Below are 16,615 nucleotides of genomic sequence, written 5' to 3' on the forward strand. Positions count from 1 at the left end.
CATTCTTCCTCCTATTAACTAACACCCAAATATTCTTTATCTATTTTTTAGTTTTATTTCCCTCATAATCCTATCCGTTTTACACAAATTAGTACTTAGAGAATAAAACGACTTAAATCTTTATTCCGCGAAATCGCACCGAGCTTCTCTTCCACATATTGCGGTGTAATAATAATCTTCTCCATTGTGATTTCCGGTGCCTCAAAGGATAAATCCTCAAGCAGCTTTTCTAATATAGTGTGCAGACGTCTTGCCCCGATATTATCAGTATTTTGATTCACCTCAAAAGCAACTTCAGCTATCTTAGTAATAGCATCGTCAGAAAATTCAATTTGTATACCTTCAGTTGCCAATAATGCTTCATATTGTTTAATTAATGCATTATCTGGTTCAATAAGTATTTTCACGAAATCTTCTGTTGTTAATTTTGTAAGCTCAACCCGGATTGGAAATCTCCCCTGCAGCTCTGGAATTAAATCAGACGGCTTCGCAATGTGAAAAGCACCTGCAGCAATAAAAAGAATATGATCTGTTTTCACAGAGCCGTATTTTGTAACTACCGTAGACCCTTCTACAATTGGTAGAATGTCCCGCTGTACACCCTCGCGTGACACATCCGTTGATGATCCACCGCTGTTTTTGCTTGCAATTTTATCAATTTCATCAATAAAAATAATTCCCGATTGCTCTGCACGATATATCGCTTCTTGTGTTACCTCGTCCATATCGATTAACTTCTGGGCTTCTTCTTGTGTCAATACTTTTCGCGCTTCATGAACGGCTAGCTTCCTTTTCTTGCGGCGCTTTGGCATTAAATTTCCTAATGCATCCTGCATGTTCAAGCCCATCTGCTCCATACCAGAACCCTGCAGCATATCAAACATGGACGGCTGATTTTCTTCCACTTCGACAGTTACAATCTCATTTTCTAATTCTCCTGCAGCTAACTTGGCCTGAATACTTTGCCGTTTTTCTTGAAGATTAGCTTCATCCGAACCGCTTGTATCCTGTTGATCCTGATTGCTTCCGCCGCCAAAAAGCATTTCAAGAGGGTTTTTAATGGAAGCCGTTTTTTTATTTGACGGTACAAGCAGTTCAATTAACCGCTGATTGGCGTTCTTTTCTGCTCTTCCCTTTACACTCTGCATTTTTTCTTCTTTTATGAGCCTAACAGATGTTTCAATAAGATCCCGGACCATTGATTCAACATCACGGCCAACATAGCCAACTTCAGTAAATTTAGTTGCTTCTACTTTCACAAATGGTGCCTGTACCAGTTTTGCTATCCTTCTGGCAATCTCTGTTTTACCTACACCGGTTGGCCCAATCATTAAAATATTTTTCGGACTGATTTCATCGCGGATTTTTTCATCAAGCAGACTGCGGCGATAGCGGTTACGAAGTGCAACGGCAACTGCTTTTTTAGCATCGCTTTGCCCGATTATATATTGGTTAAGTCGTTCAACAATTTGACGGGGTGTTAAATTTATTCCTATTCCCATGTACACGGACTCCTTTCCCACTATAACTCTTCAACGATAATATTGTCATTTGTATAAACACAAATTTCAGAGGCAATTTCAAGGGATGCCTTTGCAATTTCCTTCGCCGTCAAATGCTCTCCAGCAAATTTCTTTAAAGATCGTCCGGCTGATAATGCGTAGTTCCCGCCTGAACCAATTGCTAAAATCCCATCATCCGGTTCAATGACTTCCCCTGTTCCTGATACAAGGAGTAAATCTTTTTCATCCATGATGATTAACATAGCTTCCAATCTTCTTAGAACCTTATCGCTTCTCCATAATTTTGCCAGCTCAACAGCCGCACGCTGCAAATTCCCATTATACTCCTCGAGTTTACCTTCAAATAATTCAAATAATGTAAAGGCATCTGCTACAGAGCCGGCAAAGCCAGCTAAAACTTTACCATTGAAAAGCTTTCTTACCTTTCTAGCTGTATGTTTCATGACAACTGCGTTTCCAAAGGTAACTTGACCATCACCAGCCATTGCACATTTCCCTTTGTGCTGAATGGCAAAAATAGTGGTCGCATGAAATTCCGTCATCAAAAAACCTCCTTAATATCGCTTATCAAATTCATCTATGCTAACGTTCTGTTCATTCCTGGACGAACTGCTTCCTCTTTTCTTCTTTATGCCCTAGGATGGTGGGACATGTAGGATTTTCTTAAATACTCATTTGTTACATGGGTATATTTTTGTGTTGATGAAAGAAAGGCGTGACCTAACAACTCTTGAACCGTTCTCATGTCTGCCCCATTTTGCAGCAGATGTGTTGCAAACGTATGACGGAGCATATGAGGATGGATTTTCCCGTTATAAGAGGATTCCTCAAGTATTTTATTTAAAATAACACCTATTCCCCTTGTTGTTAGAGGACCGCCACGATAATTAACGAAAAGAAAGTCGTGAGTATTTTGGGTTTTCATTAACTGTTTTCGACCGTTATGTATGTATTGTTCTAATGCATCATGAGCAAAACTGCCAAAAGGTACGTATCGGTCTTTATGGCCTTTTCCGTGAACGAGAATCGTTGATAAAAAGAAATCCACATCCTTTAGCCGCAATTGACTGCACTCGCCAACACGAATCCCAGTCGCATACAATAATTCCAGTATCGCTAGGTTTCTTACTCCAAGCGGCGTTTCTGTATTACACGCATCAAATAATGACTGCATTTCATCACCATAAAAAAAGTTCGGCAGCCGCTTTTCTGCTTTTGGAATCGATACAAGCGTAAATGGATTTTCCTCAATCATTTTTTCCCGAAGCAGGAATTTGTAAAAGCTGCGAAGACTGGAAATTTTTCTTGCAACAGATTTCCTCGCAAGCTTTTCTTCATACAACTTTGTTAGGTAGATACGGATATCTAAGTAAGCAACATCCTCTACACCTTTAATATTTTGTTCACTCATGAACATAAAAAAATCTTTCACATCATATTCATAAGACCCAATTGTATATTGTGAATAATTTCTTTCAATTTGTAAATATTCAATAAACAACTTTAACATAACGTTCACATTTTCAGCCATACCAATCACCTCATATAGGCTACTATAGCATACCATATTATAGCAGCCTACAGCAAATAAATCACAAACTCTTCTTAAAGTTCTGAATTGTTTCTAATGCCCTCGTAGCATGCTGTTCATTTCTTTCTTGCTTTCCTCTTATTTTGACAGGCAGTTCAGGAAATAGTCCAAAATTCGCATTCATTGGCTGGAAACTTTTTGCATTCGTCGTGGTAATATAATGGGCCATACTCCCGATTGCTGTTTCAACAGGAAACTTAATTGTTTCTTGACCATTAATCAGCCTTGCAGCGTTAATACCAGCAACTAGTCCACTTGCAGCAGACTCCACATAGCCTTCCACACCAGTCATTTGTCCTGCAAAAAACAAATCTTCACGAAGATTAAATTGGTAGGTCGCCTTTAACACTTTTGGTGAATTAATAAAGGTATTTCGATGCATGACACCATAGCGGACAATTTCTGCCTGTTCAAGACCAGGGATTAATTGCAGCACCTCTTTTTGTGCACCCCACTTTAAATGAGTCTGGAAACCGACAATATTATATAATGTTCCGGCCGCATCATCTTGACGAAGTTGTACTACAGCATACGGCCTTTTACCTGTTTTTGGATCCTCCAAACCAACCGGTTTCATGGGACCAAATAACATGGTTTTTTTTCCTCTATTGGCCATTACCTCAATTGGCATACACCCTTCAAAGAAAATTTCCTTCTCGAATTCTTTTACAGGAGCTGTTTCAGCAGTTATTAATGCATTATAAAAACGATCGAATTCTTCTTCGGTCATTGGGCAGTTTAAGTATGCTGCTTCGCCTTTATCATAGCGTGATTTTAAGTAGACTTTATTCATATCAATACTGTCTTTTTCTACGATTGGCGCAGCCGCATCATAAAAATACAAATAATCTTCCCCGGTCAGCTGTTTTAATTGTTCTGCCAAACCAGAGCTGGTTAATGGACCTGTTGCAATGATTGTTACACCCTCTGGAATCTCTGTAACTTCTTCATGAATAACAGTCACATTTGGATGGTTTTTCACTTTTTCCGTAACAAGCCCTGCAAATTCATGCCGATCAACAGCTAAAGCTCCACCCGCCGGTACAGCACATTCATCTGCCGAGCTGATGATAACTGAATCTAGTTGCCGCATTTCCTCCTTTAACACACCAACAGCGTTCGTTAAATTATTTGCTCTTAATGAATTACTGCAAACCAGCTCAGCAAATTTGTCTGTATGATGTGCAGGCGTTTGTTTCACAGGTCTCATTTCATACAGCCTTACAGCAATACCCCTTTTCGCTAGCTGCCATGCAGCCTCACTTCCAGCAAGGCCTGCACCAATCACATTTACATATCTATCTGTCATACTAAACCTCCTAAATTATAAAACATAAACAAAAAGCAGGGTTAATTCAAAAGCAACTATATGAATTCAAGGTTTACCAATTAAAATACATTCCAATACCTAAAATAGTTTATTTTTTAGCATCCACTCTGCATTGTACACAAAATTCGTAAGTTAATAAAGTTTCAAGTGTTGTTTTTTGTCGAATTTTATATATTTTTGTCATCCAGCAATCATTTTCTGCATTTTTTATACATTTTTAGAAAAACTTGTTCTTAGTACATAGGAAAAGAGTGAGTATATTACTCACCCTTAGCTTTGTGGTTCTTCTTTATAATCACATTCCACGCATTGCACCTGTACACCCTTTTTAAGCTTCTTCTCCACTAAAAGAGATTCACATTTAGGGCATTTACGTGGTAATGGCTTATCCCAAGACAGAAAATCACATTCAGGAAAGCGGTCACAGCCATAAAAGATTCGTTTTTTCTTACTTTTTCTTTCAATAATATTGCCTTCGTTACATTTAGGACATTTAACACCAATTTCCTTCACAATGGCCTTAGTGTTCCGGCAATCAGGAAAATTACTGCAGGCCATGAATTTACCATAACGTCCCATTTTAAACACCATTGGATTTCCGCATTGCTCGCAATCTTCACCTGCAGGTTCATCTTTTATTTCGACCTGTTCCATTTCTTTTTCAGCTATTTCAAGATTTTTCTCAAACCCACGATAAAAATCATCAATAATTTTTACCCAGTTAATTTGCCCCTCTTCAATGTTATCCAAATCTTGTTCCATTTTTGCTGTAAATTCAACATTGAGTATCTCCGGGAAAAATTCAAACATCAGCTCTGTCACAATCTCTCCAAGCTCAGTTGGAACAAAGCGTTTATTATCAAGAGCTACATACCCTCTCTTTTGAATCGTATCCAATGTTGGTGCAAATGTAGAAGGGCGGCCAATCCCAAGTTCTTCAAGTGTTTTAACAAGTCTTGCCTCCGTATATCGTGGAGGTGGCTGTGTAAAATGCTGTTTCGGATCAATGTCCTTCTTTAAAACCTCGTCACCCACCTGTAAATCCGGCAGAATACGATCCTTTTTTTCTTCAGCATTATCGTCTGTACCTTCCACATATACCTTCATAAATCCAGGAAATTTGATTTTTGAACCTGTTGCCCTGAATAGGACTGGACCATTCCTTAAGTCTACACTCATCGTATCCATGACAGCTGCAGACATTTGACTCGCTACAAAGCGTTCCCATATTAATTTATATAACCTCAGCTGATCTCGCGATAGAAATTCTTTTAAGCTGCTTGGTTCCCGTAACGTGCTGGTCGGGCGGATCGCTTCATGGGCGTCCTGTGCATTGGAACTTTTCTTTTCCTTCCGCTCTTCCACTTGTAAATAGCTCTCACCGTAGGTGCTGCCAATATAATCTGCAGCCTCAGCCTTGGCTATATCCGATATACGAGTGGAATCAGTTCTCATATAGGTTATTAGACCAATGGTACCTTCACTACCTATATCCATACCTTCATAAAGCTGCTGTGCAAGCATCATTGTTTTTCTTGCTCTGAAATTTAATTTCCTTGCAGCTTCCTGCTGTAAGGACGAAGTGGTAAATGGCGCTGCCGGATTGCGGCGTCGTTCTTTTTTCGTAACACTTTCCACTGTGAAACGATTTCCATTCATTTGCTTTAATACTTCTTTAACATCAGCCTCAGAGTTTAAATCTAGTTTTTTCTTATCAATTCCATAAAAAGATGCATCGAAGCTTTCTGTACCCTTTAAAAACTCACCATCTATTGTCCAGTATTCCTCAGGAACAAAGGCTTTGATTTCTTTTTCTCTGTCAATAATTAAGCGGACAGCTACTGATTGAACCCTGCCTGCACTTAACCCTTTTTTTACCTTTTTCCAAAGTAATGGACTGATATTATAACCTACTAAGCGATCAAGCACTCTTCGTGCCTGCTGAGCATCGACTAAATTCATATTGATTGGCCGAGGATGCTTAAAGGACTCTTTAATGGCATCCTTTGTTATTTCATTAAACACAACACGGCAATCTGACTCTACGTCAACGTTTAGACTATTCGCTAAGTGCCAAGCAATCGCTTCACCTTCGCGATCAGGGTCAGCTGCCAGATATATTTTCTTTGCTTTTTTAGCAGCCGTTTTTAAATCCTTTAAAATTGGACCCTTGCCACGAATCGTAATATATTTCGGTTCAAATTGTTTGCCATAGTCAATACCCATTTGACTTTTAGGTAAATCCCTTATATGTCCCATGGATGCTTTTACCTTATATTTTTTTCCTAAATACTTCTCAATCGTCTTTGCCTTTGCAGGCGATTCAACGATTACAAGAAACTCTGACATTCCTAAATCCTCCTTAAGAGGGATTATATCCGCACTATTTCTATCATTATAACTGTAAACTTAAAATATTCATTATTATTGTCCAAATTCATCACGTCTGTCAACAAAAGTTGTTAAATAATTTACAATATTTCCTTCCTTGTTTGACAATTCCTTAAAGGAAAACGGTTTCAGGTCACTAAAATAAGTATTAAAAGTCTATTACCATTTATTCATTTTATCATCCATACGAACGGATATTTTCCAACACATTTCAATTTCAATTCTCTTCATTATAATACATTTTTTGAATTTCAGTAATGACATAACTTATGTTGCAAAATGTATAACAGATTAAAAATAATTTCAACCTTTTTATTCATTTATTCACAAAAAATTGGCTAAAACATCAAAAAACGGTTATTTTTCTTCATTATATTATGAAATGTAAATTTTAGACCGTATTCTAAATTAGAATTCTTCTAAAATATCCTTTGACGTAATAATAAGCTTTGCACCTTGTTGAATAAGTTCATTTGTTCCGACAGAATATGGTGAAAGTATATGTCCAGGAATGGCAAATACCTCTCTTCCTTCTTGCAGTGCGTAATCTGCAGTTATGAGTGACCCGCTTCTTTTTTTTGCCTCAATAACAAGCGTTCCATGGCTGATACCAGCAATAATACGGTTTCTCATGGGAAAGTGCCACTTTTGGGGAGATGTGGACGGAGGATATTCAGAAATAACTAAGTGGTTTTTCATCATATCTTGGGCAAGCTTTTCATTCTGCTTTGGATAGATATGTTCAAAACCGCCGGCAATGACGCCAATTGTCCTGCCGCCTAAGCGAATAGCAGTTTGATGTGCTTCTGCATCTATTCCAGCTGCTAAGCCGCTTACAACGACTACCTGATGTGTCACTATCTGTGGAAACAATAATTCAATAGACTTTTTGCCAAATGCGGTAGCCTGCCTAGAACCTACAACAGCAAGTTTTTTTTCCGCTGATAAAAGGACAGGGTCACCTTTTGTATAAAGAACCCATGGCGGCTTATACGTTTCTTTAAGTAGCTGGGGATATTCCGGGTCAAAAATTGTGATTATTTGAATATTTTCTATCTCATATTGTTGTATGCGATTTAAAATAGACTGGGACTCTAACTCTCGATGAATAGAGGCATCTATTTTTAATGTAGAGAGAAGATGGGAATTAAGATCATAAAGGGAGTTTAATTGCGGATCTTTTTTGAGGATTGTGTATATACTATTCCAGCTTGCTCCTCTGCAATGATGAAGATGGACCAGTTTTTGTTTAAAGTTCATGCTAATTCTCCTATTCTAAAATTATTTTAATAAGAATCGAAGGAAAGGAACGATGTAGACAATGGGAAAAAGCCCCTCAAGGTAGAGGGACTTAATACTATACTAATCTTATTAATGTGTTTTGCACTTTTCGTAAAGACCTTTTTCTTTTAATACAGCAATTAACGTTTCACCCATTACAGATGGTGTATCAGCTACTTTGATTCCACATTCGTTCATAACACGGATTTTTTCATCAGCTGTACCTTTTCCGCCGGAAATGATGGCACCTGCATGTCCCATACGTTTTCCAGGAGGTGCTGTACGGCCTCCAATAAAGCCGACAACAGGTTTCTTCATATTTGCTTTTACCCATTCTGCAGCTTCCTCTTCAGCTGTTCCACCAATTTCACCAATCATAATAACCGCTTCAGTTTCAGGGTCTTCATTAAACGCTTTTAATACGTCGATGAAGTTTGTACCGTTAACAGGGTCTCCACCGATACCAACAGCAGTTGTCTGGCCGATACCAGCTTGTGTTAATTGATGAACCGCTTCGTATGTTAATGTTCCAGAACGAGAAACTACACCAACATGTCCTTTTTTATGAATATATCCTGGCATAATACCAATTTTACATTCATCTGCTGTAATAACACCAGGGCAGTTAGGACCTACAAGGCGGGTTTTCTTCCCTTCCATGTAGCGTTTTACTTTTACCATATCTAATACTGGAATATGCTCAGTAATACAAATTGCCAGATCAATTTCAGCATCTACTGCTTCAATAATTGCATCAGCTGCAAAAGGAGCAGGAACATAAATAACAGAGGCAGTTGCGCCTGTAGCATCCACAGCGTCTTTTACTGTATTAAAGACCGGTACTCCTTCAACCTCTTGACCGCCTTTACCAGGTGAAGTACCTCCTACAATTTTCGTACCATATTCTAGCATTTGTTTTGTATGAAAAAGGGCAGTTGAACCTGTAATCCCTTGAACAATTACTTTTGTATCTTTATTAATAAATACGCTCACGTCAATTCTCCTTTCTATTATTTCACTAGTGTAACGATTTTTTGTGCTCCGTCGGCCATAGACTCAGCAGGAACAATGTTAAGACCTGATTCACGTAAAATTTGCTTACCAAGATCTACGTTTGTACCTTCTAAACGTACAACAAGTGGAACTTCAAGGCCTAATTGCTTCGCAGCTTCGACAACACCCGTTGCAATAACATCACACTTCATGATTCCGCCAAAGATATTGACAAAGATACCTTTAACATTTGGATCAGAAAGGATAATTTTGAAAGCTTCTGTTACCTTTTCAGCTGTGGCACCGCCCCCAACATCAAGGAAGTTTGCCGGTTCCCCGCCATAGTGTTTAATAATATCCATCGTTGACATTGCAAGACCAGCACCGTTTACCATACATCCGATATTTCCATCAAGTGAAACATAGCTTAAGTCATATTTAGAGGCTTCAATTTCCTTTGGATCTTCCTCTTCAAGGTCACGATATTCTAAAACATCTTTTTGTCTATATAATGCGTTAGAATCAAAATTTAACTTTGCATCAAGTGCCATAACTTTTCCATCACCTGTTACAACAAGCGGATTAATTTCAGCAATTGAACAATCTTTCTCAATATAAGCATTGTATAGTCCAATCATAAACTTAACAGCTTGGTTGATAAGATTATGAGGAATATTGATATTAAATGCGATTCTGCGTGCTTGATATGGCATTAATCCTAATACCGGATCAATTTCTTCTTTAAAGATTTTCTCAGGTGTTTTTTCTGCCACTTCTTCAATCTCAGTTCCGCCTTCTTCAGAGGCCATTAAAGTGACTCTTGAAGTAGCACGGTCTAATACTAGACCAACATAGTATTCCTTCTTAATGTCACAGCCCTCTTCAATAAGTAAGCGTTTGACTTCCTTACCTTCTGGACCTGTTTGATGTGTGACAAGTGTCTTGCCTAGAATTTCAGTTGCGTATGTACGAACCTCATCCAAATTCTTTGCTACTTTTACACCGCCAGCTTTTCCTCTTCCACCTGCGTGAATCTGCGCTTTCACGACACAAACAGCTGATCCAAGTTGTTTTGCTGCTTCAACTGCTTCTTCGACAGTAAATGCAACCTTACCATTTGGAACTTCTACCCCATATTTTCTGAGGATTTCTTTCCCTTGGTACTCATGAATATTCATTTCCCATCCTCCTATTAAACTAGTTGAAAGTTTCTGCATATACAGTGACTTTCATTATCAATATATTTTTACTATTGAATAAAGTTAAAATATACTGCGCTTTCATTCATTTTATATTAAGGAAATGTAACTTGTCTACAATAATGAATCAAAAATTTACTTTTTTTTAAATATTCTAATAATAAACACTTTGCAAACGTTTACATTTGACAATTATTATACTTAAATAACAAAATTTGTTATTTTATATTCTGATTATACTATAACTTTTAATTATAGCATTTACTTTAATCTATGTATTTTTATTCTATATAGCTATTTTTTATTCACGATCTGATCCGTACGATAAATGAAAGCAAATACTTCCGCGACAACCTGATAAAGCTCCTCCGGAATCTTTTCGTTGATATTAAGCTTCCCTAATAATTCCACGAGCGAAGGATCTTCCTGGATCGGAATTTGGTGTTTTTTGGCTTCTTCGAGAATTTTGTCGGCTGTCAGGCCTTTCCCTTTAGCTACAATAACAGGAGCGTCAGCTTGTTTCTCATCATAGGTAAGTGCAACTGCTTGTTTTCTTTTCTCAAACTGATTAGTCATATACGTATATCAACTCCTGAATAACGGCTTGTAAGATAGGGAGATAAAGCCTGTGTTTCTTTTTTTATTTTATGCTCTGAGTGTTTTACAAAGTGGACAGACGACAGCGTAAAGGAAAGTTCCTCCAAATTCTCCTTAAGTATATCAATATAAGGTGCGGCGATTTGTTTCAGATCTTCAAACTCGTTTACGATCGTCAATGTAATAATACGATTCTGCACCTGCATGTCAACCATCGTGTCATGCAAATGTTCAAGTTCCAAATAGAATATAATCCGACAAAAGGCAGAATCAATTTGACCATTCCCACACTTTCTTCCACTCCATTGCATCGTTAAATCGACTGTTTTGTGCATAAGCGGAAGGGGAATTTGAAGCGCAAATTGTTCAATTGGAGCAAAATCCTGTGCTAAAAGCTGAAGTCCGGTTATTTTATGCAAAATTGTTTCTGCTTTGTCCCGTACAAGACCAGCTTGTTCTTCCATGATAAAATCCAACAACAGCGGCTTTAAAGCATCTGAATTGGAGGGATTATCTGAAATACCCTGTAAAAACTTTCCGATTTCATGCTCATATGTGTAGCCAAGGCGATTCACAAGCTCTTTTATATGATTCACAAAAGACGAAGTAGTCATTAGCGGAGAATCATTCGGCATTGTTTGCGATTGACCTCCTGCTGCTATTTCCGCATTAGGAGCTGATGATACCACTGGATACTCTTCATTATCGAATAGTTGCTTTATAATGGCAGCTAATTGCTGTCCAGATTTTGATAATGGCTCCTTTTGCAGAAGACTGCCTAGTGTTTCAATACTTTCTGTTAGTGAATCAGGATTAACAGCTGCTGCTATTGCCTGAAAGGCAGCTTTTGACATGGGGAGCTCTCTCTTTACCATCTGTTTAACTGCTTCTAATCCTGCTTCAACAGTAGGGGATTCTATTAGCCAACGTGCGGTTTGTTCAACCAAATCCTTATTTACCGGAAGCTGCTCCTTTAGTAAGTATGTGGTGATTTTCAGATTCTCGGCAGTGTGTGGAATATGCAGTTCTTTAACTAACGAGGCTATTGTGTCAGTAGAACGAGCGTGTTGGGCCATGGACGCAAGCACTTTCAACCTGACCTTTCCTTCACCGGGCTGAACTTGAAACCAGTATCGTTGATTAGCCTCCAACGAAGCCTCCAATTGGGCCACAATCTTCTGTGACCCTACCTGCAATGAGGCAATACCATTTGGAAACAGTTTAACAATCTTCCCGTTCAATATTTGGCCTGGCTGAAAGGCAGTTGTTCTTATTCCGGATAAAGCCCCGTTTTGATTCAGACCTGTTAATAAATGGTTGATTATGTTCATGATGTCACCCTTATAGTATGTATTCCTTTATTGGTGCAAAGCTTTTCCGATGAATTGGTGTAATTCCATAGGCCTGAATGGCTTCTAAATGCTCTTTTGTACCATAACCGGAGTTACTCGCAAACCCGTAATTAGGGTACAGGATGTCATACTCCTTTAGTATTCTGTCACGTGTTACCTTTGCCACAATTGATGCTGCAGCAATCGAGATACTGAGCCCGTCCCCCTTAATAATCGCTTCCAGCGGGTACGGTGTATCGAGCTTTACGGCATCAATCAAAAGAAAATCAGGTTTCGGCATTAATTGTGAAACGGCTTGAGACATTGCTTTTTTAGTAGCAGCAAAAATATTAATGGCGTCAATTTCAGCATTGTCTATAATACCGAGTCCAATTGCGATTGCCGTTTCTTTAATATGCGTATAAAATTGCTCACGTTTTTGCTCAGTGAGTTTTTTTGAATCATCAATACCTGGCAGATAAAAGTCAGAAGGCAGGATTACAGCAGCCGCAACTACCGGTCCAGCAAGCGGCCCTCTTCCAACTTCATCAATCCCAGCAATTAATTGATAGCCCTCTTGCCTATATTTTTTTTCAAAGGCAGTCATTGTAATAAACTTATCATGGTGCAATTTCTCCAGCTCACGTACACGTTTCCATCTTTTAATAATCGCTTGGACACCTTTTCTCTCATCCTGTTGAAGCTGCAGGAAAAATTCATCCTGCTCATCCTTGATCGTTACTAGCTTTTCTTCTATTTCTTTAATGGTCCATTTCAACTAAATCTACCCCTATAATCTCTTAATTATTTTTTATATCGGTAAAAAAACAAAAAAATCAAGACGATCATTAGAATAATGGTCTTGATTTCTTAGTTCAATTTTCACTTTTCTTATGCTTCAGTTACCGGTTGATCCACGATTGAACCAGGTCTTTCAAACGAAAGAGCTCCCATTTTTTCGGTCCTAATTTCCCGAATAATGAGCTCTGTTACTTTATCGTAGTCAACTTCACCTTTTCCCAATAAACAGCCACGCTGCTTCCCAATGATATCAAAAAACTCAACGATATCTTCCGGGAATCCCTCGATATGAAATCGTTCTTTAAAACGCTCAGGATAATTCTTCTCTAAAAAACGGATGGCATAAATCGCAACATCATGGAGATTTAAAATGGCATCCTTGATTGCTCCTGTTAACGCTAGCTTTAAACCAACTTCTTGGTCTTCAAATTTCGGCCACAGAATTCCCGGTGTGTCTAGGAGTTCAAGTTCCTTACCCACTTTAATCCATTGCTGGGCTTTTGTAACCCCTGGTGTATTTCCTGTTTTGGCAATATTCTTCTTAGCTAAACGGTTAATTAGCGTTGATTTTCCAACATTAGGGATTCCCACAATCATCGCTCTAATCGCTCTAGGCTTTACACCTTTTGCCTTCATTCTATCGAATTTATCTTTTAATATTTCTTGAGCAGCTGATACAATCTCCTTCATCCCTGTACCAGCATGAGAGTTTATCGCTAGTGCCTTTATCCCCTGCTCCTCGAAAAACCGCACCCATTCCTTTGTAATTGCCTTATCAGCCATATCAGCTTTATTCAATAATACAAGCCTTGGCTTATGCTGAATGATTTCGTCAATCATTGGATTACGGGAAGAAAGCGGGATACGGGCATCCACCAATTCAAAGATAATATCTACAAGCTTTAACTTTTCTGTTACCTGTCTTCTTGCTTTAGCCATATGCCCAGGAAACCATTGAATCGTCAAATTACAACACCTCCTGTTACTTTATAAAACGTGCATCTTCAATCGGCCAATAAATGACACTCGTTTTTCCTAGTACCTTTTCCATTGGAACGGTTCCTATATGGCGGCTGTCCTTACTAAACCGACGGTTATCCCCCATTACGAATAGTTCTCCTTCCGGTACTGTTGCCTGACCAATTTTTTCTTCTAATGTAAAAGGCTCTGTTAATGGTCCATCAATCACTTGTTTTTTATACTCATCCAAATACGGCTCTTCATAAGCTTTACCATTGATATAAAGTGTATCATCCTTATACTCAACCGTATCACCCGGAAGACCTATGACTCGTTTAATGTAATCTTTTTCTTCAGGTGCATGGAACACGATGATGTCAAAACGCTTTGGCTCACCTATTTTATAACTAAATTTACTGACAATCATTCTGTCTTGATCATGTAACGTCGGCATCATGGAAAGACCATCAACGACAATCGGAGCAAATAAAAAATAACGGATAACTGCTGCTAATAGTACAGCGATAATGAGCGCCTTAATCCATTCCCAGAGTTCATTCTTTTTCTTTGCCAACTAGAATCCCCACCATTCTCGGGTTATATTTTATGAAACAGTCGTAATCAGAGGAACTAAACTTACTGTTGCCTATACGTATGTATGTTTCTACTATTATCTTTTATAAGACTAGGACTGATTCATTCCCTCTGCTTTATTTTACAATAATTTCATATAAAAATAAAAATACTGAATTAGAATCAATAAAAAGGAGCCTGTTACCAAGCTCCTTTTTGATTGCTCTTTATCGAATTTCTTTGATACGAGCTTTTTTACCACGTAGGTTACGTAGATAGTAAAGTTTCGCACGACGGACTTTACCGCGACGAATAACTTCAAGCTTCGCAATTTTTGGTGTGTGAACAGGGAAAGTACGCTCAACGCCTACTCCGTAAGATACTTTACGAACTGTAAAAGTTTCGCTGATTCCACCACCACGACGCTTAATCACAACACCTTCATATACCTGAATACGTTCACGAGTTCCTTCGACAACTTTTACGTGTACACGTACAGTGTCACCAGGACGGAATGTAGGAAGATCTGAACGAAGTTGTTCTTTTGTGATTTCTTCGATTAATTTATGCATCGTTTTCCACTCCTTCCAACAGATGCTCATGCATGACAAAAATTCATTTTCTTAACTGCAGCGGAACATCGTTATAAGACTTAATACCACTGGTCTAAGTCACAAAAACTATAATAGCATATAATAGACATGAGTTCAATAGTCTTGATGCTTTTCAGATAATAAAATTAACTTGCCTAACAATAAAATTACTTTTCGCTTTTTCCTTCTTGTTCCTTGATAAATTCTTGCAGCCACTTCTTTTGCTTATCATCCATTTGAAAATCCTCTAGTAAATCAGGGCGTCGCGAAAACGTTCTTCTTAATGATTCTTTCGCACGCCATTCATCGATTAAGCGGTGATTACCAGAGAGCAGGACCTCTGGAACCTTCATGTCGCGAAAATCAGCTGGACGAGTATAATGTGGATGCTCTAGCAGACCCGTACTAAATGAATCCCTCATATGTGATTGTTCATTTCCCAATACGTCAGGGAGAAGCCGGACAATGCTGTCAATAATGACCATTGCCCCTAGTTCGCCACCTGTTAATACAAAATCCCCGATTGAAATTTCATCTGTCACCACATGCTCTCGAATTCTTTCATCATAGCCTTCATAATGCCCGCAGACAAAGATTAAATGCTCAGCCTTCGCTAGTTCCTCCGCTTTCTTTTGATTAAAGCGCTCTCCCTGTGGACACAGTAAAATAACACGCGGCTTCCCCGATTCAGAATTCGTTGATAAATCCTCTACCGCATCAAAAATAGGCTGTGGTTTTAATACCATTCCAGCTCCCCCGCCATATGGATAATCGTCGACTGTATGATGCTTGTTATCAGCATAATTTCGAAAATTTACCACTCGATAGGAAACAGCCTTTATATCCTCTGCCCGTTTTAAAATGGAAGACCCAAGAACACCGGGAAACATTTCAGGAAAAAGGGTAAGAACATCTATTTTCATCATAACAAGAGCCCCTCTAACGGAGTGATAATAATTTTCTTCGCTTCCACATCTATCTCCTTCACAACATCCTCTATGTACGGAATTAGTTGTTCTTTTCCCTTGCCTCTCACGACCCATACGTCATTGGCTCCAGGTGTTAAGATTTCCTTTACTGTGCCGATTTCTTCACCATTGTCAGTTATCACGGTACAGCCTATGATTTCGTGGAAATAATACTCGTCCTCATCAAGCTCCCCAAGCTGACTTTCCGGAACCTTCAATAGACCATCTTTAAATTGTTCAATTTGGTTAATATCGTCAAACCCTTCAAAGGATAACAAATCAAAGTTTTTATGGTTACGGTGGGTTTTCACAATTAGTTCAATTGGCTTTTCCTCGCCCTGTTTAAATAGAAATAAAGAATTCCCTTTTTTATATCTCTCATCTGCGAAGTCCGTTTTGGAAATTACACGTACTTCACCTTTGATTCCATGAGTATTAACAATTTTTCCAACATTAAACCATTTCTCCATCAGAATCCTCACCT

Annotated in this window: 16 protein-coding genes; all 16 read right to left on the bottom strand. The window is 38.5% G+C overall.

The window, feature by feature from the left end; all coding sequences use genetic code 11:
• Positions 1-95: 95 nt before the first annotated feature.
• Complete coding sequence (gene hslU / locus ACHUFV_RS05205; protein ID WP_394232539.1) at positions 96-1,502, bottom strand: HslU--HslV peptidase ATPase subunit; 1,407 nt, start codon at positions 1,500-1,502, stop codon at positions 96-98.
• Positions 1,503-1,522: 20 nt separating this feature from the next.
• Positions 1,523-2,065, bottom strand: a complete 543-nt coding sequence (gene hslV / locus ACHUFV_RS05210; RefSeq protein WP_394232540.1) for an ATP-dependent protease subunit HslV — start codon at positions 2,063-2,065, stop codon at positions 1,523-1,525.
• Between the two features lie 86 nt (positions 2,066-2,151).
• Positions 2,152-3,054, bottom strand: coding sequence for a tyrosine recombinase XerC (gene xerC / locus ACHUFV_RS05215; protein ID WP_394232541.1), 903 nt, complete (start codon positions 3,052-3,054; stop codon positions 2,152-2,154).
• A gap of 61 nt (positions 3,055-3,115) precedes the next feature.
• Complete coding sequence (gene trmFO, locus ACHUFV_RS05220; RefSeq protein WP_394232542.1) at positions 3,116-4,423, bottom strand: FADH(2)-oxidizing methylenetetrahydrofolate--tRNA-(uracil(54)-C(5))-methyltransferase TrmFO; 1,308 nt, start codon at positions 4,421-4,423, stop codon at positions 3,116-3,118.
• Positions 4,424-4,714: 291 nt separating this feature from the next.
• Positions 4,715-6,793 carry a type I DNA topoisomerase gene (gene topA / locus ACHUFV_RS05225; RefSeq protein ID WP_394232543.1) on the bottom strand — a complete coding sequence of 693 codons (2,079 nt, stop codon included), beginning with the start codon at positions 6,791-6,793 and terminating at the stop codon, positions 4,715-4,717.
• 450 nt (positions 6,794-7,243) lie between these two features.
• On the bottom strand, positions 7,244-8,095 hold the full coding sequence (gene dprA, locus ACHUFV_RS05230) for a DNA-processing protein DprA (RefSeq protein ID WP_394232544.1): 852 nt from the start codon (positions 8,093-8,095) through the stop codon (positions 7,244-7,246).
• Between the two features lie 111 nt (positions 8,096-8,206).
• Entirely contained in the window at positions 8,207-9,109 is a 903-nt protein-coding gene (sucD, locus tag ACHUFV_RS05235) for a succinate--CoA ligase subunit alpha (RefSeq protein WP_394232545.1), read from the bottom strand.
• A gap of 17 nt (positions 9,110-9,126) precedes the next feature.
• On the bottom strand, positions 9,127-10,287 hold the full coding sequence (gene sucC, locus ACHUFV_RS05240; protein WP_394232546.1) for an ADP-forming succinate--CoA ligase subunit beta: 1,161 nt from the start codon (positions 10,285-10,287) through the stop codon (positions 9,127-9,129).
• Positions 10,288-10,602: 315 nt separating this feature from the next.
• Entirely contained in the window at positions 10,603-10,884 is a 282-nt protein-coding gene (locus tag ACHUFV_RS05245) for an EscU/YscU/HrcU family type III secretion system export apparatus switch protein (protein ID WP_394232547.1), read from the bottom strand.
• Positions 10,881-12,236, bottom strand: a complete 1,356-nt coding sequence (locus ACHUFV_RS05250; protein ID WP_394232548.1) for a hypothetical protein — start codon at positions 12,234-12,236, stop codon at positions 10,881-10,883. The genes ACHUFV_RS05245 and ACHUFV_RS05250 overlap by 4 nt, the downstream gene beginning before the upstream one ends.
• A gap of 10 nt (positions 12,237-12,246) precedes the next feature.
• Entirely contained in the window at positions 12,247-13,014 is a 768-nt protein-coding gene (locus ACHUFV_RS05255; RefSeq protein ID WP_394232549.1) for a ribonuclease HII, read from the bottom strand.
• Between the two features lie 113 nt (positions 13,015-13,127).
• Positions 13,128-14,003 (bottom strand): ribosome biogenesis GTPase YlqF, encoded by an 876-nt coding sequence (gene ylqF, locus ACHUFV_RS05260; protein WP_394232550.1) that lies wholly within the window; start codon positions 14,001-14,003, stop codon positions 13,128-13,130.
• 16 nt (positions 14,004-14,019) lie between these two features.
• On the bottom strand, positions 14,020-14,571 hold the full coding sequence (gene lepB / locus ACHUFV_RS05265; protein ID WP_394232551.1) for a signal peptidase I: 552 nt from the start codon (positions 14,569-14,571) through the stop codon (positions 14,020-14,022).
• A 226-nt stretch (positions 14,572-14,797) separates the two neighbouring features.
• Positions 14,798-15,142: a 50S ribosomal protein L19 gene (gene rplS / locus ACHUFV_RS05270; RefSeq protein ID WP_150439551.1), complete on the bottom strand. Its 345-nt coding sequence runs from the start codon at positions 15,140-15,142 to the stop codon at positions 14,798-14,800.
• Between the two features lie 188 nt (positions 15,143-15,330).
• On the bottom strand, positions 15,331-16,086 hold the full coding sequence (trmD, locus tag ACHUFV_RS05275) for a tRNA (guanosine(37)-N1)-methyltransferase TrmD (protein WP_394233388.1): 756 nt from the start codon (positions 16,084-16,086) through the stop codon (positions 15,331-15,333).
• Positions 16,086-16,601, bottom strand: coding sequence for a ribosome maturation factor RimM (gene rimM, locus ACHUFV_RS05280; protein WP_394232552.1), 516 nt, complete (start codon positions 16,599-16,601; stop codon positions 16,086-16,088). The genes trmD and rimM overlap by 1 nt, the downstream gene beginning before the upstream one ends.
• Between the last annotated feature and the right edge of the window lie 14 nt (positions 16,602-16,615).

It is taken from the genome of Niallia oryzisoli (assembly GCF_043641075.1).
GTDB classification, from domain to species: Bacteria; Bacillota; Bacilli; order Bacillales; family Cytobacillaceae; genus Bacillus_BD; species Bacillus_BD oryzisoli_A.